Raw genomic sequence first — 26539 nt, 5'->3', positions numbered from 1 at the left:
GTTGAAAGGCATCGCGCGTGCGCGGTGCTTGAGCGCCCAGACGTTGCGGGCCGTCAGTCGCTCCGACGCCGGGCTTTTACGTTCTTGTTGGCAAGCCGTCGGCCGATCCAGGAGAGGTAGGAGCAGGAGACGAGGAACCAGACGCCAACGAAGACATAGGCCTCGAGTGCCTGGTTGCCCCAGGCAACGTCGCTGAAAGCCATGCGCGCGGTGGCGCTGAGATCGTGCAGGCCGAGGATCACGACAAGCGACGTGTCCTTGTAGGCGCCGATGGTGCTGTTGACGAGCGCGGGCATGGCCCGCTCGGTGGCCTGCGGCAGAAGCACGAGACGGGCGGTTGGCCAAAAACCGAGACCAAGCGAAGAGGCGGCCTCATGCTGGCCGGCCGGCAGAGCCATGAGGCCGCTTCGCACATCCTCGGCGAAATAGGCGGCATGGAAGAAGACGAGGGCGATCAGCACCGCTACGATCGGGTCGATGCTCGTGCCCTTGGGGAGCGTCAGCGGCAGCACGAAAACCCCGACGAACAGCAGCGTCACCATCGGCACGCCGCGCATGATCTCGACATAGGCGCCCGCGGCGCGGTGCAGCAGCCGATGGCGCGTCTGGTATCGGGCAAGCGCGAGCAGAACGCCGACCGGCAAGGCAAGGGCGAGCGCGATGGTGGAAAGGATGAGGAGGATCGGCAGGCCGTTCCAACGGGAGGCATCGACCGGAGCGAGACCGAGGGTGCCACCGCCCATCAGCGTGAAGGACGCGGCCATGCCCGCCAGCCAGAGCCCCGCGAAGAGCCTCATGTCCGGCCAGCGCCCGCTGACAGCCATCTGGCCGGTGGCGATGGAAAGGCCAAGAAGCAGCAGCGATGCGAGCATCGGCCGCCATTGTTCGTCGAACGGATAGGTGCCGAACAGGATGAAGCGGGATTTCTCCACCCAGAAGGGCCAGCAGGCGCCGGAAGCCTCGGCACAGGTGGCCGGATCGGCAAAGGGCGGTACGGCCGCCAGCACGAGCCAGTCGGCTACAACCCAAAGAATGGCGAGCACGAGGCCGCCGCTTGCAAGGGAGAGGAGGCTTGCGCCCGGTCGGGAAACCTGCCTCAGCAGCCAGGCGGAAAACCGGCTCGGGCCGATCGGTTGTGTCGCTCCGCTCATCGCGCCCCCCTTCCTTCCCGGGCGCGAATACGGGCGCTCCAATGGTTCAGCACGCCGGTGAGCGCAAGGCAAAGCAGCAGGTATATCGACATGGTGATCAGCATCGTTTCGAGCGGCCGGAAGGTCTGGTTGATTGCGGTGCCAGCGACCGACATGAGATCTGAATAGCCGACGGCAATCGAGATCGAGGTGTTCTTCAGGAGATTGGCGAACTGGTTGTTGAGCGGTGGAACGACGGTGCGCAGCACCTGGGGCACGACGACGAGACGGGTGGTCTGGCCGCTCTTGAGGCCGAGCGCCGCTGCGGCTTCGATCTGGCCTTTAGAAATGGCCTCGATGCCGCCGCGCAGCACCTCGGCGATCTGCGCGCCATGATAAAGACCGAGTGCGACGGCCACCGTGCAGAACTGGATGGAGAGGGCGACGCCGCCTTCCACCGAAAACCCTTGAAGTATCGGCCAGGTAAGCCCGAGCGGCGCGCCGAGCACGATGGCAAGCACCGCCGGGACGGCGAGGCATAGGGCCAGTGCGACCGTCAGAACGGGCAGGCGCCGGCCGGTGAGGGCCTGGCGGCGGGCGGCATGGCGTGCCCACAGCCAGGTGAGCACTGAGGCGAGAAAGATGCTTGCGAAAAGCCAGAGCGAATTGCGCGGATCTTGCGAAAGCCAGGGCAGGTAGATCGCCCGGTTCGAGATCGTGAAGGGTCCAAGGACCAGCGCCTGCCGGATGGCGGGCAGACCGTTCACAGCGGCAACGAAAATGACCAGCAGGACCAGGATCTTCGGCAGGTTGCGGAAGAGTTCGACATAAGCGAGCGCGAAGAGGCGCGCGACCGGCGACGCGCTGACGCTGAGAAGGCCGAGCAGCAGGCCGGCAAGCGATGCGATGACGAGGCTTGCGACGCCGACGACGATGGTGTTGGCAAGTCCGGCCAAGATGGCGCGCAGGTAGCTGTCATTCGCCCCATAGGGGATGAGTGTTTCGCTGAGGTCGAAACCGGCCTGCTGGGTGAGGAAGGCGAAGCCGGGCTGGATGCCGGCCGCGAGCATGTTGGAGTGCACGTTGAAGGCGACGACGGCGAAGGCCGCGAGGATCGCAACGCCGACACCGATATCGGCGAGGGAAACGGCCGGCCTTGCCTTGGGCGGACCGTCCTGCGGGGCGTGGGGAATTTGCAGTTTCCGGTCCATGGGCGTGCTCAGGGATTGGTTTCGGCAGGCAGGGTAAAGCGCGCGACCAGCACCTTCTGCGCCTCGGTCTCCGGCCCCGAGCCAGCGCTGGCGACAAGGGCGGTGGCCTGCGCCAGATCAAGGCCGAAAGCGCGCAGAATGCAGATGGCGAAGGTACCGGTGCGGCCTATGCCGGCCGCGCAATGAACGAAGACCCGCTCGCCGGAGGCAAGCGCCTGCGCCGTCTCGCCGGCGAGGGCGAAGAGCCCGGCCTCGTCCGCGGGCACGCCGAAATCCGCGATAGGGAACCGCACGACGGCAATGTCCGTCCCTGCGGCAAGGCTTGCAGCATAGTCCGGTGCCTTTTCCTCGATCTCCGCAAGCGGGGTAAGGCTGACGATGCGGCTGATCTTCTGCGCGCGCAGATCGTCCATGTCGTCGGAAAACGGGCGCAGGCGGCCGGGCATAGGCCCGAGCCAGAGCGTTCCGGCAATGCCAGACGGCAGCCGGAGGGCGCGCGGGAAATGTGTATTGGTCATGCGGTTTCCGCTGCGAGCTCCGAGAGAAGGTGGGTCGGCGTCTGCGCCGTTAAGACCGCAGTGACTGTCGTGCGCAGCGCTCTGAACGCCGTCTCGAGATCCTCATGTGCGGCTTGCATGCGCCAGCGGATCACGCGCCAGTGCAGGGCCGCATGGGCTTCGGCGGCAATTGGATCGAGCACCAGGCCGGAGACGAGTTCGAGGATGCAGGCGCGGATGGTGAAGTAGCTTTCGACGGGCGCCTCGCCGGGGTTGGCGGCGAGCTCGCCGATGGTGGCGAGCTGGACCCGGGCGGGCATGGCGAAATTCGCCGCACAGCATCGCGTGCACAGGTTCAGCATGTCCGACAGCATGGTGAAATGCAGGTTGCGCTGGGCGGGATCGAGTGTGCTGACCACCGTGCCGACGCCCGAGCGCGTTTCGAGGAGATGCTCGAAGGAAAGCCGCTGCAGGACCTGGCGGATCGGGGTGCGGCTGACGCCGAACTCCTGCGCCAGCTTGCCTTCGTGCAGCATCATCGGCGTATCGGGGTGGGTCGTGCAGATGCGGAAGCGCAACTCCTGCAGCATGTCCTCCGAGCGGGGCGGACCGGATCTCGATGTTTGCGGCAAGCTCACGCTTTTCCCCTTCCTATGCTTTGGCGCGCGTCGGCGCGGCCGTTGTTCTGGTTGTATAGCCAGTCTTCCTGAAGCGGGCTTTCGACCGATTCGGGAAAAGCGAGGCGCACTGTCGACAGGGCCTCGTCGACCGAAAGACCCCGCGCATTGAGAATATGCGCGGCGATCATGCCGCTGCGTCCAGCACCATAGCTGCAGCACAGCGCAATGGCCCGGTTCGCGGCAAGCAGAGCGCAAACACGCCCCTCCAACCGCCGCCACGCCTTTATCCACGTTTGGCCGGGCGCGGAAAAATCGTCGATCGGCAAGGCCGCAAACGCCATGCCTGTCTGCTTGACATGCTTGCGCAGCAGGATGCGGTAGCCGGGCGGGCAGTCGCTGTCGCGCGCCAGAAACAAAAAGAGATCGGCTCCGCGGGCAGCAAGGGCGGCGAGCGTCTCGTCGATGCCCTCGGGATCCACCCAGACCTCGCCGCGCGGACTGATCGTCAGGCCGGGTGCGCCGAGGGTTACGAGGCGTCCTCCGGCTGGGCAATCGACGGTGGCGCGGATGGATATGGGTCCGTCGATATCCGTCACGCCGCCGCTCCTCCTTCTGGCCGCTCTCCTCACCGTATCGGATAGGCGTACATCAGGCCACCATTGGTGGTCGAGGCGTTCTGGGTGCCATCGCGCTTGAGCTTGAAAGGCGTCGCGGGACCGAGATGGCGGTCGTACACTTCGCCATAGGAGCCGACCTGCTTGATGACCTGGTAGGCCCAGTCGGCGGGAAGCTTCATCTTGGCGGCCATGTCGGCGGTTGCGCCGTCCTTGGCGAAAAGACGCTGCACGGCCTTCGGCTGCTTGTCGAGATCGGCGATGGCCGCATCGACGTTGCTGGAATTGATGCCGAGTTCGTCGGCGTTCAGCATGACCTGGAAAGCCCAGCGCACTGCCTTTTCCAGCGTTTCATCCGGCTGGGTCACCAGCGTCAGCGGTTCGGCCGAGATGATCTCCGGCAGGAGTTCGTAGTCGTCGGGATCCTTGGCCAGGCGACGGTCGGCGGCAAGCGCCGTCATGTCGGAGGCGTAGGCGTCGCACTTGCCGGCGAAGAAGGCCTGCAAGCGTGCGGTCTTGTCGGCAATGTTCTCGACCTTGTAGGTGAGCCCTTGGGCGGCGAACCAGTCGGCGATGTTGAGCAGTGTCGTCGAGCCGTCCTCGGCGCAGATCGTTGCGCCCTTCAACTCCATTGCTGATTTCACGCCCAGCGCCTTCGGCACCATGAAGCCCTGGCCGTCATAAAATGTGGTCGCGACGAAGGCGAGGCCCGGGTCGGCAGAACGCGTGCCGGTTTCCGTGACCGAGCGGGAGGCCATGTGCGCCTGCCGCGAGACCAGGCTCTTCAACGAGTCGGAAAAGCCAATGCCGCGAATATCCGCCTTGCTCGCATCGCCGAGGATGGCGGCCGCCGCCATGCGGCAGAAGTCAGCGTTGAAACCCTGGAAGACGCCGGCGCTGTCGGGCACGGAGAAACCCGGCGCACTGGGGCTGACCAGGCAGACGAGCTTGCCGCCAGAGACCACTTCATCAAAAACCGGACCAGCCTGAGCATGGGACGTGATTGCAAGACCGGCGGCGCAGGCAAGCGCTGCCGCGAGATAAGACCGAAGCATATTTTTTCCCCTCCTTGAACAGGTAAAGACAGCTATACCTGTATACAGGTGTAACGTAAGAGTGGTTTTTCCTGCTGTCAACGGGGGCAGAGGGCGAGACGGTCGCATCGCGCAACAAGAAGGTCGACAAGCTCTATCGCTCGTCGAGGGCCAAGGCTCTACAGCCGCCTTTGGAACATGCTTTTCGGTTCTCGTGCTGGGCGCTTCCGCGTAGGTAATGTCGCGAAGGTTAGCGCGCTGGTGAGGTTGCGGGCGGCAATTGGGGCAGAGGCGCGCCGAACCAATCCCGACTGGCTGCAACTTGGCGCATGCGGCATTGGTCGGAAGAATTGGATCGCTCCGGAACGAAGTTGCGTTTCGACAAAGAACGATTGGAAAAACTGCGCCAGCTTCTCCCTTCAGCAACGCATCGATTGCGGATCACGACCTTTAGGCGCCAGGGAGAGCACATTGACCGAGTATACTTTGGACACCGCCGTTGGAACGATTGCGTGCGAGCTTCCCGGCGCCGCGGAACTCTTCAGGCGGGCCGGTATCGGATTTTGCTGTGGCGGCGACGTACCGCTTGCGCAAGCGGCTGCGGATGCCGGCATAGGGGCCGCTGATCTGCTCGCCCGGCTTCAGGCGCTGGAGCTTGCTGCGAGACGCGAAGCTCCGGCTGCTACCGGCGAGCTTATCGCGCATATTCTGGAGCGTTATCACCAGACGCACCGCACCGATCTGGAATGGCTGATCCCGCTTGCGCAAAAGGTGGAGCACGTCCACGGCGCGCGTCGCTCCGCGCCACTCGGCCTGGCTGACGCGCTGGTCGAGCTCAAGGAGCACCTTCTTCCCCATATGGCGCGCGAAGAGCTCGCGCTCTTTCCGATGATGCGCCATGAGCCCGATCCGGACATCGAGCATTTGATTGCCGGCATGCGGGACGATCATGCACGCGAAAGCCGGAGCCTCGCGGTGATCGAGCATTTGACGCATGGATTTGCGCTTCCCGACGGGGCCTGCAGGTCCTGGACGGCGCTCTATGTCGGGGTTCAAAAATTCTGCGACGATCTCGTCACGCATATGCATCTGGAAAACAGCGTTCTGTTTCCACGGTTTGCCGGCATCGATGCAGTCGATGGCGCCGCTCTCTCATCAGCAGCGCATTCCGCGGGGTGAGGCCCTGAAGGCATCGCTTTGCCCAACGGGAGGAGACGAAGTTAAAACCGAAGATCGCGCAATAGTTGTGATTGACGGCCATCTGTCACCCTCCGGCAAAGTATCGCGGGAAGGGCAGGCCACGGGCCGCCCTATCCGACTTCAAAGCTATCGTTGTCGCGCCGGTGGCTTGACGCGCGGTCGTTCCTGCAGATCCACCTGAGTATCACCATGTACGCGACAGGCAACAATCAAGGATTGCAATTAACGAAGCTGTCTTTGTTTGAGCTAGATCAAAGAACGTCCCGCGCCAAAGTTCCAATGCTCTGGCAACGATTTGCGGGAAAACACCCTGGAATGAAACTCTTCCGTCTTGTCCTTCTGCTCTGCCTCAGCCTTTGCGGCGCCGTATCCGCCAGTGCGGCATCGGTGCTGCGGGAGTTTTTGCCGACCACCACCGCTTCGGATCTCGTGCCGGGCGCAGACGGTTTCGGCGCTGTGCGGGATGATGTGGCAGTGGCCCCGGTGCTCAAGGGCGGCCAGACAGTGGCGTGGGTCTTTGTGACCTCGGATTTTGTCGGAACGACGGGCTATTCCGGCAAGCCCATCCATACGCTTGTCGCGGTGGACAAGGATGCGAAGATCGTCGGCGTCCGGCTGGTGAAACATTCGGAGCCCATCGTCCTCATCGGCATTCCGGACGCAAAGGTAAAGGCGCTGGTTGCCGGCTATGCTGGCCTCGATCTCGTCGCCGAGGCCAAATCCGGCGGTACGACCCATGAGGTGGATATCATCTCGGGCGCGACGGTGACGGTCATGGTGATCGACGATTCGATCGTCCGGTCCGGGCTTAAGGTTGCGCGCGCGCTCGGCCTTGGCGGACTGACGCCGGAAGCGGGCAACGCCGGCCCGCGCTTCGAGATCGATCCCGCGGCCGTCGCGCCGGCCGATTGGGTCGAGGCAGAAGGTGACGGCACACTGCGCCGCCTGTCTCTCGACGTTGCCCAGGTCAATGCTGCTTTCGCCGGCCATCCCGATGAACGCGCCCGCGAGCGCGCGATTGCGCAAGCGCCCGAAACGACGTTCATCGAGATGCAGGCGGCACTGGTCTCGGTCCCCGCGATCGGCAAGGCCCTTCTCGGGCCGGCCGAAGAGAAAAACCTTCAGTCCTGGCTCGGCGAAGGCGAGCACGCGATCGCCGTGGTCGGACGCGGGCTCTATTCCTTCAAGGGATCAGGCTATGTGCGTGGCGGCATCTTTGATCGCATCGTGCTGATCCAGGACGATGTTTCCGTTCGCTTTCGTGATCGCGATCACCGTCGCCTGGGGGCAACCGCGCTTGCCGGTGCGCCGGAATACAACGAGATGGACCTGTTCCGCATCAAGGCAGGCCTCGGCTTCGACCCGACAAAACCTTTCCGCATACAGCTCCTGGCCCAACGTGAGGTTGGACCGGTCGAAAAAGTCTTTCATACGTTCGATCTGGGGTATCAGCTGCCGCAGAAGTATCTGCATGCTGTCGCGCCGCCGGTGAAGGAGGTTGCCGCCGTTGTCGATCGTGACGAGGGCACGGCACAGGCCGACCTGTGGAAACGCATCTGGGACGACTCGAAGCTGAAGATCGTCGTGCTCGGCGCCATGCTGGTCGTGCTGACGGGCGTGTTCTTCTTCCAGACCTATGCGGTCAGAAACGCACGGGCGTTCTACATCTTCCGCATCATCTTCCTGACGGTGACGCTGGTCTTCCTCGGCTGGTACGCCAACGCGCAGCTTTCCGTCGTCAATCTGATGGCGCTCTTCGGGAGCCTCGTCAACGGCTTCAGCTGGCAGGCTTTCCTGCTCGACCCGCTGACCTTCATCCTGTGGTTTGCCGTTGCCGCAGCGCTCCTGTTCTGGGGACGGGGAGCCTATTGCGGCTGGCTCTGCCCCTTCGGCGCCCTGCAGGAGCTGACCAACCAGATCGCGCGCAAGCTGCGCATCCCGCAATGGACTTTGCCATGGGGCCTGCACGAGCGACTTTGGCCGATCAAATACATGATCTTCCTTGGCCTTTTCGGGGTCTCTCTGATGAGCGTCGAGCAGGCAGAGCATCTGGCCGAGATCGAGCCGTTCAAGACGGCGATCATCCTGAAGTTCATCCGCGCCTGGCCGTTCGTGGCCTATGCCGCAGCCCTTCTCGTCGCCGGGCTCTTCGTCGAGCGGTTCTATTGCCGCTATCTCTGCCCGCTCGGTGCGGCGCTCGCGATCCCTGCGCGCATACGCATGTTCGACTGGCTCAAGCGCTACCATGAATGCGGAAACCCCTGCCAGACCTGCGCCCACCAATGTCCGGTGCAGGCGATCCACCGAACCGGCGAGATCAATCCGAACGAGTGCATCAACTGCCTGCACTGCCAGGTGCTCTACCAGTCGGAAACCGTCTGCCCCGTCGTGATCAAGAAGATGAAGTCGCGGGCGAAGCTTGCGGCAAGCCCGGGCGGCGTGCCGACCCATCAACCCGCAGCCAAAGTTTAATCGAAGCCAAGGTTCAAGCAAAAAGGAACCAGATCATGGAAACAAAGGAACACAAGGGACTAAGCCGCCGAGCGCTATTCAGCGCGACCGCAGGCAGCGCCATCCTGGCGGGCACGGTCGGGCCGGCCGCACTCAGCCTCGGCGCTGCAGGACTGGCGACGCCGGCCCGTGCCGCGACAGGCGCCGACGGCTCGGTCGCCCCGGGCAAGCTCGACGACTATTACGGCTTCTGGTCCTCCGGCCAGACAGGCGAAATGCGCATTCTCGGCATCCCCTCGATGCGCGAGCTGATGCGGGTGCCGGTATTCAACCGTTGCTCGGCCACCGGCTGGGGCCAGACCAATGAATCGATCCACATCCACCAGCGCACGATGTCGGAGAAGACGAAAAAGCAGCTCGCCGCCAACGGCAAGAAAATCCACGACAACGGCGACCTGCACCACGTCCACATGTCCTTCACCGACGGCAAATATGACGGCCGCTTCCTGTTCATGAACGACAAGGCCAATACGCGCGTGGCGCGCGTGCGCTGCGACGTGATGAAGACCGACGCCATCCTGGAGATCCCCAACGCCAAGGGCATCCACGGCATGCGTCCGCAGAAATGGCCGCGTTCGAACTATGTGTTCTGCAACGGCGAGGACGAGGCCCCGCTCGTCAACGACGGCTCGACGATGAATGACGTGGCGACCTACGTGAACATCTTCACCGCTGTCGATGCCGACAAGTGGGAAGTGGCCTGGCAGGTGAAGGTCTCGGGCAACCTCGACAATTGCGATGCCGACTACGAGGGCAAGTGGGCGTTCTCCACCAGCTACAACTCCGAAATGGGCATGACGCTGGAAGAGATGACCAAGTCCGAGATGGACCACATCGTCGTCTTCAACATCGCCGAAATCGAGAAGGCGATTGCGGCCGGCAAATACGAGGAGATCAACGGCGTCAAGGTGGTGGACGGGCGCAAGGAAGCCAAGTCGCTTTTCACCCGCTACATCCCGATCGCCAACAACCCGCACGGCTGCAACATGGCGCCGGACAGGAAGCATCTGTGCGTCGCCGGCAAGCTCTCGCCCACCGTCACCGTGCTGGACGTGACGAAGTTCGATGCCCTGTTCTACGACAATGCCGAGCCGCGCAGCGCGGTGGTTGCGGAACCGGAACTGGGCCTTGGCCCATTGCACACCGCCTTCGACGGGCGCGGCAACGCCTATACCTCGCTGTTCCTCGACAGCCAGGTGGTAAAGTGGAACATCGATGAGGCCATCCGCGCCTACGCCGGTGAGAAGATCAATCCGATCAAGGACAAGCTCGACGTTCAGTATCAACCGGGCCACCTGAAGACGGTGATGGGCGAAACGCTGGATGCCGCCAACGACTGGCTCGTTTGCCTGTGCAAGTTCTCCAAGGACCGGTTCCTGAATGTCGGCCCGCTGAAGCCGGAAAACGATCAGCTGATCGACATTTCCGGTGACAAGATGGTGCTGGTCCATGACGGCCCGACCTTCGCCGAGCCGCATGACGCCATCGCAGTCTCCCCCTCGATCCTGCCGAACATCCGCTCCGTCTGGGATCGCAAGGATCCGCTCTGGGCCGAAACGCGCAAGCAGGCCGAGGTAGATGAGGTCGACATCGACGAATGGACCGAGGCCGTGATCCGCGACGGCAACAAGGTTCGCGTCTACATGACCTCGGTCGCGCCCAGCTTCAGCCAGCCGAGCTTTACGGTGAAGGAGGGCGACGAGGTCACGGTCATCGTCACCAATCTCGACGAGATCGACGATCTCACCCATGGCTTCACCATGGGCAATCACGGCGTGGCGATGGAGGTCGGACCGCAGCAGACGAGCTCCGTCACCTTCGTTGCGGCCAATGCTGGCGTCTACTGGTACTATTGCCAATGGTTCTGCCATGCCCTGCACATGGAAATGCGCGGCCGCATGTTCGTGGAACCGAAGGACGCCTGATCGATGCGGCTGTCCGTTCTCCTGATCGGTCTTCTTCTCGCCTCTCCGCTCTTCGCGGCGGAACGCGCAGTCGTGCCGGGTGCGGGCAGCCTTGCCGCAGCCATCGCCGGGGCGGAGCCCGGCGATGTGCTGACACTGACCGACGGGGCCTATCGCGGCCCCGTTACCATCGACCGCCCACTGACGATCACTGGTCGGCGCGGGGCGGTCGTTGATGGGCTCAAGCAGGGTAGCGTGGTGACGATTGCCGCGCCGGACGTCACCTTGAGAGGTTTCACCGTCACCGGTTCGGGTCGCATCAACCAGGATCTCGACGCCGGGCTCAAAATCGTTCAGGGCGCCGATCGCGCCCGTGTCGAGAAACTGCTCGTTACCGACAACATGCACGGCATCGACGTCCATGGCGGCCGCGACGCGATTGTCTCCGAAAACGAGATCATCGGCACGCGCAGCCCGCGCATGAACGAGCGCGGTAACGGCATCTATGTCTGGAACAGCCCGGGCACGCTGCTTCAGGGCAATGTCATTCGTTACGGTCGCGACGGCATCTTTTCGAACGCCAGCGCCGACAGCATCTATCGCCGCAACGTCATGCGCGACCTGCGTTTTGCCGTACACTTCATGTACACCCGCAACACCGAGGTTTCCGACAACATCTCGATCGGCAACCATCTCGGCTTTGCGATCATGTTCTCCAACCGCGCGAAGATCCTGAACAATCTCAGTCTCGGCGACCGCGAACACGGGCTGATGCTGAACTATGCCAACAATGCCGACGTGTCGGGCAATCTGGTGCGCGGCGGCGCGAAGAAATGCCTGTTCATCTACAACGCCCACAAGAACCTGATCTGGGGCAACCGCTTCGAGACCTGCGGCATCGGCATTCATTTCACTGCCGGTTCGGAAAAGAATGTGCTGACAGGCAACGCCTTCATCGCCAACCGCGAGCAGGTCAAATATGTCGGCACCCGCAACATGGAATGGAGCCATGAAGGCCGCGGCAATTTCTGGTCCGATCATCCGGCCTTCGACCTCAACGGCGACGGCATTGCCGACAGTTTTTACCGACCCAACGACCTGATGGACCAGATCCTCTGGTCGCAGCCCGCGGCAGGCCTGCTCACCGGCTCGCCCGCCGTGCAGATCGTTCGCTGGAGCCAACGGGATTTTCCCGCCACCCTGCCTGGAGGCGTGCGCGACAGCGCGCCGCTGATGCGCCCCCTGAGCATCCCTGTCCCGCCCGACATCCTTGCCTACGAGGCGGAGGCCGCAGGGCGCTGGACTGAAGGAAATTACGATGACACCGACGCTGACAATCTCCAGGCTCACTAAGCGTTTCCAATCGGTGGAAGCGCTGAAGTCCGTTTCCCTTGCGCTGGAGCCGGGACGGCGCGCCGCACTGCTCGGCCATAACGGTGCCGGCAAGTCGACGATGATGAAGATCGTGCTCGGTCTCATCCCCTTCGACGCCGGCGAGGTTTTGGTTTGCGGCTCGGCGCCCGGTTCGCCCGCCGCGCGGGCCCAGGTGGCATATCTGCCGGAAAATGTCGCCTTTCACCCGGCTTTGACGGGAGAGGAACAGCTTCGCCACTATCTCGCGCTGCGCGGTGAAAGCCCGGCGCTGGCCATAGAGCTTCTTGCGCGCGTCGGGCTTGGTCATGCCGCGCGGCGTCGGATCGGCACCTATTCCAAAGGCATGCGCCAGCGCGTGGGTCTGGCCCAGACGCTGATCGGCCGCCCCCGCCTGCTGGTGCTGGACGAACCGACCTCGGGCCTCGATCCGGTGTCGCGACGGGACTTCTACGACCTGCTCGACGGGTTGGCCGCAGAAGGGACCGCCATCCTGCTCTCCTCCCACGTGTTGACCGAGGTGGAAGCTCGCACCGACAGCATCCTCATCCTGTCCGGTGGGGAGCTGGTGGCGGAAGGTACGCTTGCCGATCTTCGGACCCGTGCGGCACTTCCGGTCGCCTTTTCCGTTCGCCCCGCACCGGGCCATGCGCCGGCACTGGCCGCGACCTTTCCCGAAGGTGTGCAAGGGGAGGACGGCCTCCTGCGCCTTCGTGGTTCGCAGTCGGAAAAACTGCCGCTTCTTGCCCGTATTGCGGCGCTTGGGAGCGCCGTTGCCGATCTCGATGTCATCCCGCCCAGCCTCGAGGACATCTACAGCCACTTTAGCCGGAGGGACGGGCAATGACGCGCATCCTTGCCACCGCCGTCAGCGAATTCCGCATCGCTTTCCGCAATCGCTGGGTCTCCATCGCCACCGGCATGATGGTGCTGTTCGCCCTGGTGCTGGCCGCCGCCGGCTCTGCCCCGACGGGCGATGTCGGCGTCGACCGGCTCTCCGTAACGGTCGCCTCGCTCACCTCGCTTGCGGTCTATCTGGTCCCGCTTTTGGCATTGCTGATGAGTTTCGATGCGTTGGCTGGCGAGGTGGAACGCGGCACACTGCCACTGCTTCTCACCTATCCCGTCTCGCGCCTGCAGATCCTGCTCGGCAAACTTCTGGCGCATCTCGCAATCCTCGCTCTTGCCGTGACGCTTGGCTATGGCGCCGCGGCGCTCGCAGCCGTCTGGTTCGATCCTGGAGCGACCGCAGGGCTTGGCGCGCTCTGGCGGCTGATCTGGTCCTCGGTGCTGCTGGGCGCGACCTTTCTTGGCACCGGCTACGCGCTTTCGGCTTTGGCTCGACGGCCGTCGGGGGCGGCGGGCCTGGCCATCGCGCTCTGGCTGGTGGCGGTGGTGCTCTACGATCTTGCCCTATTGGCGCTCATCGTGACGGATGGCGGCGGTGCCTTCACCACACACGCATTGCCCGTCGCTCTGCTTGCCAACCCTGCCGACGCCTTCCGTGTCTTTAACCTCTCGGCCGCACAAGCGGTTTCTGCCGCCGGCGGACTGGGTGGCGCCGCCGGCGCGATCCCGCTTTGGCAATCGGCGGCCTCTCTTCTCACCTGGCCACTTGCCGCCATCGCACTGGCCGCCGCAGCCTTCCGAAAGGTGACCCCATGAGGAACCGACTTCGCTTCGTCCTCGTCGCTGCCGCCCTGGTGCTGCTTTCCTCCTGCAAGGAGGACGTGGCCCAAAGCATCGTGCCGCAGGACATGACGCCCGAGACCCTCGGCCATTACTGCCAGATGAACCTTCTGGAGCACCCCGGCCCGAAGGCGCAGATCTTTCTGGAAGGAAGCCCAGCACCGCTCTTCTTCAGTCAGGTGCGCGACGCGATCGCCTATGCGCGCGGCCCGGAGCAGATTGCGCCGATCCTCGTCATCTACGTCAACGACATGGGGGCTGCAGGGGCAAGCTGGGACCAGCCCGGTGACGGCAACTGGATCGCCGCCGACAAGGCGTTCTACGTGGTCGGCTCTGCCCGGCGAGGCGGCATGGGTGCGCCCGAAGCTGTGCCGTTCTCAAGCCGCGACGAGGCTGCGGCCTTCGTCCTTGCCGAGGGCGGCCAGGTGCTCGCGCTCGCCGATATCACCGATGCCATGGTTTTGACGCCGGTGGAGACCGGCCCGGAACCGGGCGCAGACGACGAAGACTATCTCGGCCGTCTGCGCGCATTGCCCCATCCTGCCGGAGGTTGACCCCATGCTTGTGACCCGACGCCGCCTGATTGCAATTTCTGCAGTTCTCGCTGCAGCGCCCGCCATCGCCCGTGCCAACGCGGCACCCCGCTTCTGGGCAGGTCAGGCGCTTGGCGCGCGTGCCTCGATCCGCATCGAGCATCCAGAGGCAGAGGCCATTGTCGCCAGGGTCATGGCGGAGATCGATCGCCTGGAAAACGTCCTCAGCCTCTACCGTGCGAACAGCGCGCTTTGCCGACTGAACCGCGACGGCCATCTTCAAGATCCGCCATTCGAGCTTTTGGAATGTCTGTCATTGGCCGACGCAGTCCACCTGGCAAGCGGCGGGCGTTTCGATCCGACGGTGCAGCCGCTCTGGACGCTCTGGGCTCAATCGGCTGCAAGCGGCACGCGACCCGGTCCAGCGGACGTTGATCGCGTGCGTGGCAACGTTGGCTGGGGCAAGGTCAAGCTTGATGCAGCAGCAATCACGCTGCATCCGGGCATGGCGCTGACGTTGAACGGCATCGGCCAGGGGTATGTCGCCGACCGTGTGGCAGCAATGCTTGAAGCTGAAGGACTGACGGATATTCTGATCGATACCGGCGAGTTCCGCGCACTCGGGGGACAACCCGGGGGCGGCGGATGGCCGGTCCGACTGGAATCAGGCGAGCGCCTGCCTTTGCGCCAGCGGGCGGTCGCGACCTCCGCCCCTCTGGGCACGACCTTCGATCAGGCAGCCAGAGACGGACATATCCTCGACCCCACGACCGGAATGCCCGCACCGGCAAACTGGCGCTCCGTCTCGGTCTCGGCACCGTCCGCCGCCATCGCCGACGCACTGGCGACAGCAGCATGCCTGATGCCGGATGCCGGATCGATCCTTGCGATGAACGCGCATTTTGAAGGCGCCCGCCTGGAAGCGGCATCCGTTTAAGGGGCAATCAAGCAACGTCGTCGGGGGCCTCTGCCCCGATCGACGAAAGCAAGGCGGCGGCTGCCTTAGCAACGATGGCCTTGGTGTTCTTCCGGCGTTCGGCCGGACGGGTAGTCCTAGCGGACTACCTCGACTCGACTGGTCCTGTTCCCCGCCCATCGAGGAGCCAGGCGATGTTGACCTGCAGGATGCCGGCCATCATATCGAGGCGGTTGGCCCTCGGCTCGGCGCGGTCGTTTTCCCAGCTGATCCAGGTCTCCTCGGTAACACCCGCGATCGCGGATATCTGTTCGACCGAAAGGTTGATGGCATCGCGGGCAAGCGAAATGCGGCCGCCGATCGTGTCGTCTGTGGCGTCCGCCGTGGCGCGGGGTGCAAGCATGTCGTTCATGATGTCGAGGATCCTTCTGTCGGGAGGAACGCGCGCAACGAGATCGCGGGCGTCGGTCGGACGCTAAGGCCCGTCGCGTGAAAAATGGTTCACACTCCAGGCTTTAAGCTCTTGTTTTTATGAATGTCGTCGCCGCAAAACCGCTGCGCACTTTTACGCGACATGCATTAGCGGCCAAGCTCAGCCATCGTCTTTGGCGAGCCAGGCTTTGATCTGGTCCGGATGATCCGCGATGTACTTGTCGACTGCCTCTTCGTAGGACGTCTGCTGGCCGTTGAACATCGCGGCTTCGAGATCGCCTATCGGCAGCTTCATGCGCGACAGCAGGCCTGAAACGTCAGGGTTGTCCTTCTCGATGTCCTTGCGTGCCAGCACGTCCACCCGTTCGGCCTTGCCGAGCGCGTTCTTCGGATCCGCAATATAGCGAAGCTCGTACTTGCCGAACATCCAATGCGGGCTCCAGGCCGTGGCGACAAACCAATCCTTCTTGCGCATCGCCCGGTCAACCGTCGTCAGCATGCCGGCCTCACTGGAGATCTGCAGCTTGTATCCGTCGAGCGCGTAGTCCTTGACTGCCTGCTCGGACAGGCGTGTAAGGCCCGCGCCGGGATCGATGCCCTCGATCCGGCCCTTGAGCTTCTCCTTCACGTCGTCTTTCTTCAGGTCGTCGATCGAGGCGATGGCGTCTTCGGGAATGTATTTCGGCACCACCCAGCCGAGCCTGGCACCGTCGTAAACGGTCCCAAGCGTCGTTACCTTGTCCTTCACCTTGGCGAAGTAGTCGGCGTGCGTTTCCGGCAGCCAAGCCATCATCATGGCATCGAGGTCGCCACGGCCCACCCCCTGGTAAAGCGGCGCGATGTCCGTCTGGACCAGTTCGACCTCCTGGCCGAGTTCGTCCTTGATCAGTTTTGCGGCGAGCTTGGTGACGAACTCGGCGTCCGACCAGGCGGCCCAGCCGATCCTCACAGGTGGCTTTTCTTCTGCGGCAGCCGCGCCGAACGTACCGGCGGCGATGCCGGCCGCAAGGCTGATGGTCGCGAGGGTCTTGAACATGGGTGCTCCTTTCAGGAAGGTTTGCAGTCGGCAACGCGAACGTCGCCAGATGGATAGGAACGTCCGCAGCGTCAGGCCGTGACGGGGGAGGTCTGAGGTTGTTCCTGTCGCCGGCGGAACAGGACGCGCCACGGGCTGGCGCGCTCCTTGCCGAAGCTCTGGGTGATCCGGTCGAGAATGACGGCGAGAATGACGACGGCGAGACCGCCTTCGAAACCGGTTCCGACGTCGAGACGCTGGATCCCGGTCAGGACCGTGTTGCCGATGCCGCCCGCACCGATCATCGAGGCGATCACCACCATGGAGAGCGAAAGCATGATCGTCTGGTTGATGCCCGCCATGATCGAAGGCATGGCGTTGGGCAGTTGTACCTTTACCAGCAGCTGCCAGGCGGTGCAGCCGAAGGCGTTGCCGGCCTCGATGAACTCCACATGCACCTGACGGATGCCGAGATTGGTGAGCCGCACGACCGGCGGCATCGAGAAGATGACCGTTGCGATCGTCCCGGGCACGGCGCCAAGGCCGAAGAACATCGCCGCAGGGATGAGATAGACGAAGGCCGGCATCGTTTGCATGAGGTCGAGCATGGGGCGTACGGCTGCCGCGACGCGATCGCTGCGCGCCATGGCAATGCCGAGCGGCAGGCCGATGAGCATGGCGACGAGCGTTGATGCGATAACCAGCGACAGCGTTTCCATCATTGCGGACCAAAGGCCCATGTGTTCGACCAGCAGCAGGGAAAGGGCGGTAAAGACCGCAAAGCCGAAGCCGACCCGCCACAGCGACAAGAGCACGAAGATCGCAAGCCCGAGGGCCAAGGGGGCGGCGAGAAGTGCAGCCTGGATGCTGTTGGTCACGGTGCCGATGGCAGCGGCGATCAGATCGAGCAGCGGTGCAAAATTGTCGAGGATGTAGTTGACGGCGCTGTCGACGCCGTCACCGATATCGAAAGTCATGGATTGTCTCCGAAAGGGCTGGATCAGGCGGTGCGATCGAGCGTTTCGAGCAGCGCGGATTTGCTGATCGAGCCGAGGTAGCGGTTGGCTTCGTCGATGACGGGCATGGGGAAGGGGCTTGCAGCCACCTTGCCAAGCACGTTGGACAAGCTTTCCGACGCGAGGATCGGCTCGATATCTGGCAGGAAGGCGCGCCGATAGGGATCGGCGGCGCCGTCTCGGGCGGTCGCGATCAACGAGGATCGGCTGATCATGCCGTGATAGGTCTTGTCGCGGCCGAGAATGATGGCGACCTCGCGATCGTAGTGCTCCATGCGCTCAAGGGCAGCTGCGGCCGAAACGCCCTGTCGTTCGATGATCGTCACCTGCGTCTTGCGGGCGACGTCGCCGGCGCGGAACACCTGAGAGACATCGACATTGCGGAAGAACGACCGCACATAGTCGTTGGCGGGCTTCAATACGATCTCGTCCGGGGTGCCTACCTGCACGACCTCACCATTTTGCATGATGCAGATGCGGTCGCCGATCCGCATGGCTTCGTCGAGATCGTGGCTGACGAAGACGATGGTCCGACTGTGTTCAGCCTGAAGGCGAACGAGTTCGTCCTGCATCTCGGTGCGGATCAGCGGGTCAAGCGCGGAAAAAGCCTCGTCCATGAGCAGTACCGAAGGCTCGGCGGCGAGCGCTCGCGCCAGGCCGACGCGCTGCTTCATGCCGCCGGAGAGCTGGTCGGGGCGGCTGTCGTCGTAACCTTCCAGCCCGACAGCGTGCAGAGCCGTTCGGGCGCGCGCCTTGCGCTCGGCCTCGCCGACGCCGGCGACCTCGAGGCCGAAGGCCGCGTTGTCGACAACGCTGCGGTTCGGCAGCAGCGCGAAGGACTGGAAGACCATGCTGATGTCGCGGCGGCGCAAGGCGATCAGTTCGCTGCGCGGCAAGCGCGCCACGTCTTTGCCGTCGATCTCGATGGAGCCGGAGGTCGGTTCGATCAGGCGGTTGAGGAGGCGCAGCATCGTCGATTTGCCGGAACCCGAAAGTCCCATGATGACGAAGATCTCGCCGGCGCGAATGTCGAAGGTCGCGTTGTTGACGCCGATGGTGCAGCCCGTCTCGGCGTGGATCTCCGCCTTGGTGCTACCCGCCTTAAGCAGGTTCAGCGCCTCGTCCGGCCGCTCGCCAAAAACCTTGAAAACGTTCTTGATACTGATCTTGACCGGTTGCTCGTCGGCCGAGCGGTCGCTCTCAGTTTGAAGTGCCATATGTTCTGGGCCCCGGCTCCGGAAGCGGGGCACTCTCCTTCGTGTTTGAAAGGCTGATGAAACGATCAGCGAAACGGAAAAGCGCACGACCAGAAAGGACTGCGCAAACACGACATCATGTCGCAATCAGATTGCCTTTTGGCATGCCTATACAGAAATGTCCACATTGGGAGAATAGAAAACTAAGTTTTGGCGATTATTATCGCTGAAAATGGAATGCTTTCGCGCTCCTGAAGGCGATCGTCAGCGGCGGTGTGCAGGGCGCCTCGGCGACGAAAAACGCGTTCGCCGGAGAGGCGAACGCGCGCGGCAGCCGGTCTTTATTTCTTCAGCTTGCCGTAGTCGAACTTGGGTGCCTTGGAGAGGTCATCCTTGTTGGTGTCGACGTAGGCCTTCCAAGTGCCGTTGTCGTTGGCAAGGGCAAGTGACGCCGGGTCGATGACGACATAGCTCTCGCCCAGGCCGAGGAAACCGCCGACGCTTGCGACGATGCCGATGACGGACTTGCCGTCGCCGATGACGACGTCGGAGATCTCGCCGATCGTCTCGTTCTGCTTGTTGTAGATATCGACGCCGATGAGCTGCGAATTGACGATATCGGTATCTTTGATTTCCACATATTTCAGCGGCATCGTTGCGGCGGTGCCCATCGTGATGCCGGGGCCGACCAGCATCGCATCTGCGCCGTTTGCTGCGGGTTCTTGCGCGAAGGCGGCGCTGGAAACGAGGGCAAGGGAAAGCGCGGCGGCGGTCACATAATTCATGCATATCTCCTGTTCAGTCTCGCCACCGACCGGCGCGGTCGTGGCGGCATTTAAACGGAGCTTGCTCAAAAAAGTTCCACGGAATCATTGGTATAAGCAATATTCCCCACGACCGGACAATCGATCGAAGCTATTGCCTGGGGTGCCTTTAAACGATTGCGGCGTTCCGGATGCGAAACCGCTCCTTGCGAACCGCTACCCGCTCGCCAGGTCCTCGACGCTGAGCGCGATCGTTCCCGTCACGGTTTGGAGAGGCTGAAGCCGGACGAGGCCGCCGTCTCGTTGATCGCGGTGCGCGTTCGGCCGATGGCTCATCGGCTCGAAGCAAAAGAAGCTGCTTGTCGCCGACGGCGAATAGAGGACGAAGAACCGAAAATGCCCATCGGCTTCCAGCGAAACGGCAAGCCTCGTTTCCGGCCATTCGATGCGGGCTCGTCCATCCCAACCGGCGAAGGCATTGTTTGCCCAGTTCGGGGGCAAGGGGGATCCGGATGCAAAGTTCATGCTCTGAGGGATGGGGCCGGGGCGGCCTGGCAGATGACCTTCCCGTTCGCTCCAATATCGGTCGGCACGGGCAAAGAGTCGCGTTTCAGGCGTACGCGGAAAGTATGGATGGAAGCCCAGTCCATAGGGCAGGGTCTGGTCGGCGCGGTTGGTGATGGCGAGCGAGAGGATCAGGCGGGTTCCGTCGATGGCGATCGTCTGTACCGCTTCATAGGCAAAGGGCGTGGCAACGCTTGCCTCCTGGTCAAAGCGAAGAGTGACCGATTGCCGGTTGCGCTGCAGGATCCACCAACGCCCAAGCCAGCCGTCTCCGTGCAAGACCAGCGGATCGGTCGTGTTTGCTTCCAGCCTGTAGTCACGCCCTTCGAATTGGAAGCCATTGGCCCCAATGCGATTACCGAAGGGCACCAACGGAAAGCAGGCCTCGACGCCGAACATTTGCGAGGCAAGCCCCGGTGCTGGCGTCGGCGCGAACACAGGTATGCCGCGCCAGCGAGCCGACAGGATCGCGCCGCCAAACGGGCTCACCTCGACGGCGAGCCCTTCTTCGTTTTCGAGGAGAACAATGTCTTCCGTCATGCCTTAACTGCGACGACCGGCGGCGGCCGAGCGCAGATTGTCGAGCAGCACGGCGAGCAGAAGGATCAGGCCGCGCACGACGTATTGGTAGAAGGCCTGGATGTTGAGGAGGTTCATGACGTTTTCGGCAATGCCCATGATGAGAACGCCGACGATTACGCCGGTCATGGCCGCTCGGCCGCCGGCCAGCGACACGCCGCCGAGCACACAGGCCGAGATGACCGAGAGCTCGAGACCTGTTGCGGCATTCGGCTGGCCCGAAGTGATGCGCGAGGCGAGCAGCACTCCGGCAACGGCGCAGACGAGGCCCTGCAGCGCGAAGATCCAGATGCGCATGTTGGAAACGTTGACGCCGGCTAGCCGCGAGGCTTCCGGGTTGCCGCCGATTGCCAGCGTGTTTTTGCCGAAGACGGTGCGGTTCAAGACGAAGCCGAACACGAGGAAAAAGACGCCCATCACCCAGATCGGCGTCGGGATGCCCAGGAACTTCGACAGTGCCAGCTGGTAGAAGCTCGGATCGTTGATGCCGACGGCCCGGCCGTCCGACGCGATCAGCGCGAAACCGCGCACGATCTGCATGGTGGCAAGTGTCGTGATCAGCGCGTTGATGCGGAAATGCGCAATCACCACGCCGTTGACGAGCCCGACAAAGCCGCCGCACAGGAGTGCCGCTATCAGGCCGACGAGGATCGAGCCGGAGGCGTTCGATGCCATGACGGCGGCCATGCCCGAGAAGGCAACGGTCGAGCCGACCGAGAGGTCGAAGTCGCGCGAGGCGAGACAGAACATCATCGTGCAGGCGACGATGCCGATGGTGACGACCGATTGCAGCAGGCCGAGCATGTTGCGCTCGGTCAGGAAGTTCGGAACCGTCAGTGCGACGATGGCGAAGGCGACGGCGAAGATGACGACCAGACCCTGTTCGCCGAGTAGAAGTTTTTTCAAGGAAGTCATGACGGCTGAACCTGCTCGGTTGGAACATCGGGAAGGGCGGCGGCGAGGATGCGGCGTTCGTCGAAATCTGCGCGCGCGAAATCGGCGGCGATCCGGCCCTGGCACATGACGAGGATGCGGTCGGTAATGCCCATCACCTCGGGCAACTCGCTGGAGATGACGACGATCGCCATGCCCTGACCGGCGAGTTCGTAGAGGATTTCGTAGATCTCCGATTTGGCGCCGACATCGATGCCGCGCGTCGGCTCATCGATGATCAGCACCTTCACGCCCTGTTCGGAGAGCCAGCGGCCAAGGATGACCTTCTGCTGGTTGCCGCCGGAGAGATTGATGATGTCCTGCTTGCGGGACGGCGTGCGCACCCGAAGCTTGGCGATGAAGCGGTCGGCCAGTTCCGCTTCCTTCTTGAGGTTGAGGATGCCGAAGGGCGAAAAGTGCCGGCGCGACGAGATCGCCATGTTTTCTTCGATGCTGCGCCCCTGGACGATGCCGTCGAACTTGCGGTCCTCCGGGCAGAGCACCATGCCGGCGCGGATCGATTGTGGCGGGTTGTCGGCCGGAACGATCGCGCCGTCGATCGTCACGGTTCCCTGGTGGCGCCTGTCTGCGCCATAGGCCAGCCGGGTCATCTCGCTGCGGCCAGCGCCGATCAGGCCGAAAAAGCCGAGGATCTCGCCGCGCCGGACCGAGAAGCTCAAGGGCGTCTTCAGCTTCGGGCCGCAGATCGCGTCGACGCGCAGACGTTCCGCGCCGAGATCGCGGCCGCGCCAGCCCCAGATGTTGGAGATCTCGCGTCCGACCATCTCGGCGATGATCTGGTCGCGCGTGACCTTGGAAATGTCGGGATGATGGGCGGCAAGCTTGCCGTCGCGCAGCACCGTCAGACTGTTGCAAAGCCGGAAGATCTCGTCGAGCCGGTGGGACACGTAAAGGATCACGGTGCCGTTCGAACGCAGGCGATCGATCAGGGCAAACAGGATTTCGCTCTCGCGGGACGACAGCGACGAGGTCGGCTCGTCGAGCGCAATGACGCGCGCATCGAGCATCACCGCCTTGGCGATCTCGACCATCTGGCGCTCGCCGATCGAGAGCGAGGCGATCTTGGCGGACGGATCGACGTCGATGCCGATTTCCGCGAGCTTCTCGCCGACGACGCGAAGCAACTGGCGGCGATCGATAACGCCCGCCTTGCCGGGGAAGTGGCCGAGCCAGAGGTTTTCGGCCACGGTCAGCTCCGGAACGAGCTGCAGCTCCTGATGGATGACGATGACGCCGGCGCGGAAGGCATCGCGCACGGAGCGATAGCTCTGCGTCTCGCCGTCGATGCGGATATCTCCCTCATCGGCGGACTGGTCTCCGGAGAGCAGGCGGATGAGTGTCGACTTGCCGGCGCCGTTCTCGCCCATGAGGCCATGGACGGCGCCCTTGCGCACGGAGAACGAGACATCCGATAGCGCCTGGACACCGGGATAGCCCTTGGAGATCGATTGGAATTCGAGAAAATCTTGCATGCGCGGCTCCGAAGCGGAATGCCAGGCAGTCGAGCCGCCGGGCCGATAGAGCGGGATGAGGTGTGCGCGGTTTTCCGCTCGCATCCCGCTCTAAACTACCAGAATCGATCACGTTTATTGTTTGGGTCGGTCAGACCCAAACACTCGTGATCTCGTGTCGCGAGCAGCGATTACTCGATGCCGAGATCCTTGCGCACGGCCTCGTAGTTGTCGCGCAGCGCAAGCTGGCCGGCGGTCAGCGTCAGCTTTTCCGGTTCCTTGCCGTTGGCGATCCACTCATACATGTTGAGTGCGGTCTCGTAGCCGTGGCGCTTCGGCGAGATGATGACGGTGCCGAAGAAGCCGGTGGCTGCAGGCTTCTTGAACTCGTTGATCGCGGAATCCGCGCCGCCGATGCCGACGCCGATCATGCTGTCGGGCGCAATGCCGACCGTCTCGGTCGCGCGCACGGCGCCGAGTACCGCTTCGTCATTGAGGCCGATCGCGACCCACTTCTTGATGCCGGCGTTCTTGTTGAGCACGATCGTCGAGGCGTTGAGTGCGGCCTCTGTGTCGGTCTTGGCCTGCGGCGCGTCAAAGATGTTGGCTTCCGGGAAGCCGTTGGCCTTGAGAACCGAAAGTGCGCCCTCAACGCGGTCGACCGCCGTCGGGAGCTGGTCGTAGGAAACGCGGATAGCGCCGACGTCCTTCATGTCCCAGCCACGCTTCTTGATTTCGTCGACCAGGGCCTGACCAACGGCTTCGCCGATTTTCGTCGCCGAAATGCCCATGTGAGGCACGTCTTCGATCGGGCTGCCGTCGGCGTTGACCAGCCGGTCGTCGACCGTCATCAGCTTGAGGTCGTTGGCGGCCGCCTTGGCGACGATGCCGGGGCCGAGCTTGACGTCAGGGGTGCAGACGATGAAGCCCTGCGCGCCCTGGGCGCCGAGATTGTCGATTGCCGACTGAACCTTCTCGCCGTCTTCCGCGCCGATCTTGACGAGCGTGAAGCCCTTTTCCTTGGCGGCGACGTCGGCGAACTTCCATTCGTCCTGGAACCACGGCTCTTCCGGCTGCTTGACGATGAAGCCGATCTTGACGTCGGCAGCGAACGCCGAGGTTGCCGCAAACACGGCGACGGTACCAGCCAGAATGGCTGCCTTGATAAAGCGCATGATGTCTCTCCCTGGTGAACTGCCTCCTGCAGTGAGCATTTGTGTATGATGAATCATCATATTCGTCAATTGCCTTTGTATGATGAATGCGATAGTGATGTATAACGATAACGTGCTTCGCTGCGTTGTCGCCTTCAAGCGTCTGCGCTATGGAGCGACAGGGAGACGGAAGCGGGAGGAAAATGGCGGTGGAAGAGCAAGACTACAGCAACGGCGCGGAGGAGCGCGGCCAGCGTCGCCCTCGCGTTCAGAAGAATGTGACGCGCGCCATCGCCTCGGACATTTGCACCGACGTCTTTCCGGTCGGTTCCTTCCTGCCGCGTGAAAACGACCTCTGCGAACGCTATGGCGTCAGCCGCACCGTCATCCGCGAAACCTTGAAGGTGCTGGAATCGAAGGGCATGGTCCGCGGCCGCTCCCGGGTGGGCACGATCGTCTGCAACAAGGACGAGTGGAACATCCTCGATTCCCAGGTGCTCGAATGGATCGGCGAGCGCATCTTCGAATTCGACCTACTGAACTGCGTTCTGGAGGCGCGCCGGGCGATCGAGCCGGCGGCCGCTGAGTTTGCAGCCGAGCGCGCGACCGTCCAGGAAATCGCCGACCTCGAGCACGCCTGGCAGGCGATGCGTGACGGCGAGCGCGATGTCGTCGGCTTCACCGATGCCGACGTCGCTTTTCATACCTGCCTGCTCAAGGCCAGCCATAACCAGGTCTTCCTGCAACTCGTCGGCATCATCCAGGCGGCGCTGAAGTTCTCGCTGTATGCCTCCAACGAAGTTGCCGAACGTCGTGACGAAGCAATCGATATCCATGGCGAACTGGTCGAGGCCCTGCGTCTGCGCGACAAGGCACGGGCGCGCGACTGTTCCACGCGCATGCTGGATCTCGCCGCCCGCGACCTCAAGCTTGCCGTCGAACGTCACCGGCCCGCCCCGTCGGCGCGCTGAAACCCTTTCCCGGACGGCCGTCGCCGCCCTGCCCCACCCAGCGGATATCGCACCATGAAGATCACCAAGCTCACCACCTATATCGTTCCGCCGCGTTGGCTGTTTTTGAAGATCGAGACCGACGAAGGCATCGTCGGTTGGGGGGAGCCGGTTGTTGAAGGCCGCGCCCTGACCGTGGAAGCCGCCGTCAACGAGCTTGCGGACTATCTGATCGGCAAGGATCCGCTGCTGATCGAGGACCATTGGCAGGTCATGTATCGCGGCGGCTTCTACCGCGGCGGTGCCGTCCACATGTCGGCGATCGCAGGCATCGACCAGGCGCTCTGGGACATCAAGGGCAAGGCCTACGGCCAGCCGGTGCATGCGTTGCTCGGCGGCCAGGTGCGCGACCGCATCAAGGTCTATTCCTGGATCGGCGGCGACCGTCCGTCAGATGTCGCCAAAAATGCCCGCGACGTGGTCGCCCGCGGCTTCAAGGCGATCAAACTCAACGGCTGCGAAGAAATGCAGATCGTCGACACCTGGGAGAAGGTGGAAAAGGCGGTCGAAACCATTGCCACGATCCGTGAGGCGATCGGCCCGCACATCGGCATCGGCGTCGATTTCCACGGCCGCGTGCACCGGCCGATGGCGAAGGTCTTGGCGAAGGAGCTTCAGCCCTTCAACCTGATGTTCATCGAAGAGCCGGTGCTTTCGGAAAACCGCGAAGCGCTTAAGGAGATCGCCAACCATTGCTCGACGCCGATCGCGCTCGGGGAGCGGCTCTATTCGCGCTGGGACTTCAAGTCGGTGCTGTCCGACGGCTATGTCGATATCCTGCAGCCGGACCTGTCACATGCCGGCGGCATCACCGAATGCCGCAAGATTGCTGCGATGGCGGAAGCCTACGACGTGGCGCTTGCGCCGCATTGCCCACTCGGACCGATCGCGCTTGCCGCCTGCCTCCAGGTCGATGCCGTCAGCTACAACGCCTTCATCCAGGAGCAGAGCCTCGGCATCCATTACAACACAGGTAACGACATTCTCGACTACATCTCCAACAAGGAAGTCTTCCACTACGCGGATGGCTTCGTGTCGATCCCGCAAGGCCCTGGCCTCGGCATCGAGGTGGACGAACAATATGTCATCGAGCGGGCAAAGGAAGGCCATCGCTGGCGCAACCCGATCTGGCGCCACGCCGATGGCAGCGTCGCCGAGTGGTAGGAAGCGCGGA

Annotated in this window: 25 protein-coding genes; 10 read left to right on the top strand and 15 right to left on the bottom strand. The window is 63.1% G+C overall.

Annotated elements, in window-relative coordinates:
• Positions 1–53: 53 nt before the first annotated feature.
• From OKW20_RS20905 to OKW20_RS20880, 6 genes are read right to left on the bottom strand one after another with little or no spacing between them, the layout of a single operon-like run.
• Positions 54–1151: an amino acid ABC transporter permease gene (locus OKW20_RS20905; RefSeq protein ID WP_429174840.1), complete on the bottom strand. Its 1098-nt coding sequence runs from the start codon at positions 1149–1151 to the stop codon at positions 54–56.
• Positions 1148–2341: an ABC transporter permease subunit gene (locus OKW20_RS20900; RefSeq protein ID WP_429174838.1), complete on the bottom strand. Its 1194-nt coding sequence runs from the start codon at positions 2339–2341 to the stop codon at positions 1148–1150. The genes OKW20_RS20905 and OKW20_RS20900 overlap by 4 nt, the downstream gene beginning before the upstream one ends.
• 8 nt (positions 2342–2349) lie before the next feature.
• Positions 2350–2859 (bottom strand): protein-tyrosine phosphatase family protein, encoded by a 510-nt coding sequence (locus tag OKW20_RS20895; protein ID WP_429174837.1) that lies wholly within the window; start codon positions 2857–2859, stop codon positions 2350–2352.
• Positions 2856–3428, bottom strand: coding sequence for a GntR family transcriptional regulator (locus OKW20_RS20890; RefSeq protein WP_052201985.1), 573 nt, complete (start codon positions 3426–3428; stop codon positions 2856–2858). Before OKW20_RS20890 ends, OKW20_RS20895 begins: the two co-directional genes overlap by 4 nt.
• Positions 3429–3472: 44 nt before the next feature.
• Positions 3473–4054 carry a protein-tyrosine phosphatase family protein gene (locus OKW20_RS20885; RefSeq protein ID WP_429174834.1) on the bottom strand — a complete coding sequence of 194 codons (582 nt, stop codon included), beginning with the start codon at positions 4052–4054 and terminating at the stop codon, positions 3473–3475.
• Between the two features lie 29 nt (positions 4055–4083).
• Positions 4084–5127: a transporter substrate-binding domain-containing protein gene (locus OKW20_RS20880; protein ID WP_043621853.1), complete on the bottom strand. Its 1044-nt coding sequence runs from the start codon at positions 5125–5127 to the stop codon at positions 4084–4086.
• Between the two features lie 177 nt (positions 5128–5304).
• Here OKW20_RS20880 and OKW20_RS20875 point away from each other — a divergent pair, with 177 nt between their 5' ends.
• The 8 genes from OKW20_RS20875 (at position 5305) to OKW20_RS20840 (ending at position 15251) form a co-directional block, all read left to right on the top strand.
• On the top strand, positions 5305–6285 hold the full coding sequence (locus tag OKW20_RS20875; protein ID WP_429174832.1) for a DUF542 domain-containing protein: 981 nt from the start codon (positions 5305–5307) through the stop codon (positions 6283–6285).
• Between the two features lie 336 nt (positions 6286–6621).
• Positions 6622–8778 carry a 4Fe-4S binding protein gene (locus tag OKW20_RS20870; RefSeq protein ID WP_429174830.1) on the top strand — a complete coding sequence of 719 codons (2157 nt, stop codon included), beginning with the start codon at positions 6622–6624 and terminating at the stop codon, positions 8776–8778.
• A gap of 35 nt (positions 8779–8813) precedes the next feature.
• Positions 8814–10742, top strand: a complete 1929-nt coding sequence (nosZ, locus tag OKW20_RS20865) for a TAT-dependent nitrous-oxide reductase (RefSeq protein WP_429174829.1) — start codon at positions 8814–8816, stop codon at positions 10740–10742.
• Positions 10743–10745: 3 nt separating this feature from the next.
• Positions 10746–12074: a nitrous oxide reductase family maturation protein NosD gene (locus tag OKW20_RS20860; RefSeq protein ID WP_429174827.1), complete on the top strand. Its 1329-nt coding sequence runs from the start codon at positions 10746–10748 to the stop codon at positions 12072–12074.
• The gene (locus OKW20_RS20855; RefSeq protein WP_429174825.1) at positions 12040–12939 is read left to right on the top strand and encodes an ABC transporter ATP-binding protein; all 900 of its coding nucleotides are present in this window, start codon (positions 12040–12042) and stop codon (positions 12937–12939) included. Before OKW20_RS20860 ends, OKW20_RS20855 begins: the two co-directional genes overlap by 35 nt.
• Positions 12936–13757, top strand: coding sequence for an ABC transporter permease (locus OKW20_RS20850; protein ID WP_429174823.1), 822 nt, complete (start codon positions 12936–12938; stop codon positions 13755–13757). Before OKW20_RS20855 ends, OKW20_RS20850 begins: the two co-directional genes overlap by 4 nt.
• Positions 13754–14335, top strand: coding sequence for a nitrous oxide reductase accessory protein NosL (locus tag OKW20_RS20845; RefSeq protein WP_429174821.1), 582 nt, complete (start codon positions 13754–13756; stop codon positions 14333–14335). Before OKW20_RS20850 ends, OKW20_RS20845 begins: the two co-directional genes overlap by 4 nt.
• 4 nt (positions 14336–14339) lie before the next feature.
• Positions 14340–15251 (top strand): FAD:protein FMN transferase, encoded by a 912-nt coding sequence (locus OKW20_RS20840; RefSeq protein ID WP_429174819.1) that lies wholly within the window; start codon positions 14340–14342, stop codon positions 15249–15251.
• Between the two features lie 124 nt (positions 15252–15375).
• Here the strand turns inward: OKW20_RS20840 and OKW20_RS20835 are convergent, their stop codons facing one another.
• The 9 genes from OKW20_RS20835 to OKW20_RS20795 form a co-directional block, all read right to left on the bottom strand.
• Entirely contained in the window at positions 15376–15642 is a 267-nt protein-coding gene (locus OKW20_RS20835; RefSeq protein ID WP_245281586.1) for a helix-turn-helix domain-containing protein, read from the bottom strand.
• Positions 15643–15822: 180 nt separating this feature from the next.
• Complete coding sequence (locus OKW20_RS20830; protein WP_429174817.1) at positions 15823–16698, bottom strand: glycine betaine ABC transporter substrate-binding protein; 876 nt, start codon at positions 16696–16698, stop codon at positions 15823–15825.
• Between the two features lie 71 nt (positions 16699–16769).
• A complete protein-coding gene (locus tag OKW20_RS20825) occupies positions 16770–17654 on the bottom strand; it encodes an ABC transporter permease (protein ID WP_043612617.1) in 885 nt (294 codons plus the stop codon).
• 23 nt (positions 17655–17677) lie between these two features.
• Entirely contained in the window at positions 17678–18910 is a 1233-nt protein-coding gene (gene proV / locus OKW20_RS20820) for a glycine betaine/L-proline ABC transporter ATP-binding protein ProV (RefSeq protein WP_052201613.1), read from the bottom strand.
• 320 nt (positions 18911–19230) lie between these two features.
• Positions 19231–19674 (bottom strand): PRC-barrel domain-containing protein, encoded by a 444-nt coding sequence (locus OKW20_RS20815; protein ID WP_245281585.1) that lies wholly within the window; start codon positions 19672–19674, stop codon positions 19231–19233.
• 195 nt (positions 19675–19869) lie between these two features.
• Complete coding sequence (locus OKW20_RS20810; protein WP_429174814.1) at positions 19870–20757, bottom strand: aldose 1-epimerase; 888 nt, start codon at positions 20755–20757, stop codon at positions 19870–19872.
• Between the two features lie 3 nt (positions 20758–20760).
• Positions 20761–21711, bottom strand: a complete 951-nt coding sequence (gene araH / locus OKW20_RS20805; RefSeq protein WP_043612614.1) for an L-arabinose ABC transporter permease AraH — start codon at positions 21709–21711, stop codon at positions 20761–20763.
• Positions 21708–23222 carry an L-arabinose ABC transporter ATP-binding protein AraG gene (gene araG, locus OKW20_RS20800; protein ID WP_429174811.1) on the bottom strand — a complete coding sequence of 505 codons (1515 nt, stop codon included), beginning with the start codon at positions 23220–23222 and terminating at the stop codon, positions 21708–21710. The genes araH and araG overlap by 4 nt, the downstream gene beginning before the upstream one ends.
• A 170-nt stretch (positions 23223–23392) precedes the next feature.
• Positions 23393–24376: an arabinose ABC transporter substrate-binding protein gene (locus OKW20_RS20795; protein WP_029742701.1), complete on the bottom strand. Its 984-nt coding sequence runs from the start codon at positions 24374–24376 to the stop codon at positions 23393–23395.
• A gap of 182 nt (positions 24377–24558) precedes the next feature.
• Between OKW20_RS20795 and OKW20_RS20790 the strand changes: the two genes are divergently transcribed.
• Together OKW20_RS20790 and dgoD are read left to right on the top strand one after the other, a co-directional pair.
• Complete coding sequence (locus OKW20_RS20790) at positions 24559–25326, top strand: FadR/GntR family transcriptional regulator (RefSeq protein WP_156133976.1); 768 nt, start codon at positions 24559–24561, stop codon at positions 25324–25326.
• Positions 25327–25380: 54 nt separating this feature from the next.
• Positions 25381–26529 (top strand): galactonate dehydratase, encoded by a 1149-nt coding sequence (gene dgoD / locus OKW20_RS20785; RefSeq protein ID WP_043612610.1) that lies wholly within the window; start codon positions 25381–25383, stop codon positions 26527–26529.
• Positions 26530–26539 lie beyond the last annotated feature (10 nt).

Origin of the sequence: Ensifer sp. LBL (assembly GCF_050435225.1) — a bacterium.
Lineage (GTDB): Bacteria > Pseudomonadota > Alphaproteobacteria > Rhizobiales > Rhizobiaceae > Ensifer.
The sequence above is the reverse complement of the archived record's forward strand: the minus strand, read 5'-3'. Positions and strand labels throughout refer to the sequence as shown.

What these genes read in the sequence shown, in the direction of transcription:
- OKW20_RS20870 (WP_429174830.1), top strand. Translation starts at nt 6,622, where the DNA reads ATGAAACTCTTCCGTCTTGTCCTTCTGCTCTGCCTCAGCCTTTGCGGC.
- OKW20_RS20890 (WP_052201985.1), bottom strand. Translation starts at nt 3,428, where the DNA reads ATGCTGCAGGAGTTGCGCTTCCGCATCTGCACGACCCACCCCGATACG.
- proV (WP_052201613.1), bottom strand. Translation starts at nt 18,910, where the DNA reads ATGGCACTTCAAACTGAGAGCGACCGCTCGGCCGACGAGCAACCGGTC.
- OKW20_RS20880 (WP_043621853.1), bottom strand. Translation starts at nt 5,127, where the DNA reads ATGCTTCGGTCTTATCTCGCGGCAGCGCTTGCCTGCGCCGCCGGTCTT.
- OKW20_RS20810 (WP_429174814.1), bottom strand. Translation starts at nt 20,757, where the DNA reads ATGACGGAAGACATTGTTCTCCTCGAAAACGAAGAAGGGCTCGCCGTC.
- OKW20_RS20845 (WP_429174821.1), top strand. Translation starts at nt 13,754, where the DNA reads ATGAGGAACCGACTTCGCTTCGTCCTCGTCGCTGCCGCCCTGGTGCTG.
- araH (WP_043612614.1), bottom strand. Translation starts at nt 21,711, where the DNA reads ATGACTTCCTTGAAAAAACTTCTACTCGGCGAACAGGGTCTGGTCGTC.
- OKW20_RS20835 (WP_245281586.1), bottom strand. Translation starts at nt 15,642, where the DNA reads ATGAACGACATGCTTGCACCCCGCGCCACGGCGGACGCCACAGACGAC.
- OKW20_RS20815 (WP_245281585.1), bottom strand. Translation starts at nt 19,674, where the DNA reads ATGAATTATGTGACCGCCGCCGCGCTTTCCCTTGCCCTCGTTTCCAGC.
- nosZ (WP_429174829.1), top strand. Translation starts at nt 8,814, where the DNA reads ATGGAAACAAAGGAACACAAGGGACTAAGCCGCCGAGCGCTATTCAGC.
- OKW20_RS20855 (WP_429174825.1), top strand. Translation starts at nt 12,040, where the DNA reads ATGACACCGACGCTGACAATCTCCAGGCTCACTAAGCGTTTCCAATCG.
- OKW20_RS20875 (WP_429174832.1), top strand. Translation starts at nt 5,305, where the DNA reads ATGCTTTTCGGTTCTCGTGCTGGGCGCTTCCGCGTAGGTAATGTCGCG.
- araG (WP_429174811.1), bottom strand. Translation starts at nt 23,222, where the DNA reads ATGCAAGATTTTCTCGAATTCCAATCGATCTCCAAGGGCTATCCCGGT.
- OKW20_RS20900 (WP_429174838.1), bottom strand. Translation starts at nt 2,341, where the DNA reads ATGGACCGGAAACTGCAAATTCCCCACGCCCCGCAGGACGGTCCGCCC.
- OKW20_RS20860 (WP_429174827.1), top strand. Translation starts at nt 10,746, where the DNA reads ATGCGGCTGTCCGTTCTCCTGATCGGTCTTCTTCTCGCCTCTCCGCTC.
- OKW20_RS20830 (WP_429174817.1), bottom strand. Translation starts at nt 16,698, where the DNA reads ATGTTCAAGACCCTCGCGACCATCAGCCTTGCGGCCGGCATCGCCGCC.
- OKW20_RS20840 (WP_429174819.1), top strand. Translation starts at nt 14,340, where the DNA reads ATGCTTGTGACCCGACGCCGCCTGATTGCAATTTCTGCAGTTCTCGCT.
- OKW20_RS20790 (WP_156133976.1), top strand. Translation starts at nt 24,559, where the DNA reads ATGGCGGTGGAAGAGCAAGACTACAGCAACGGCGCGGAGGAGCGCGGC.
- OKW20_RS20850 (WP_429174823.1), top strand. Translation starts at nt 12,936, where the DNA reads ATGACGCGCATCCTTGCCACCGCCGTCAGCGAATTCCGCATCGCTTTC.
- dgoD (WP_043612610.1), top strand. Translation starts at nt 25,381, where the DNA reads ATGAAGATCACCAAGCTCACCACCTATATCGTTCCGCCGCGTTGGCTG.
- OKW20_RS20905 (WP_429174840.1), bottom strand. Translation starts at nt 1,151, where the DNA reads ATGAGCGGAGCGACACAACCGATCGGCCCGAGCCGGTTTTCCGCCTGG.
- OKW20_RS20895 (WP_429174837.1), bottom strand. Translation starts at nt 2,859, where the DNA reads ATGACCAATACACATTTCCCGCGCGCCCTCCGGCTGCCGTCTGGCATT.
- OKW20_RS20825 (WP_043612617.1), bottom strand. Translation starts at nt 17,654, where the DNA reads ATGACTTTCGATATCGGTGACGGCGTCGACAGCGCCGTCAACTACATC.
- OKW20_RS20795 (WP_029742701.1), bottom strand. Translation starts at nt 24,376, where the DNA reads ATGCGCTTTATCAAGGCAGCCATTCTGGCTGGTACCGTCGCCGTGTTT.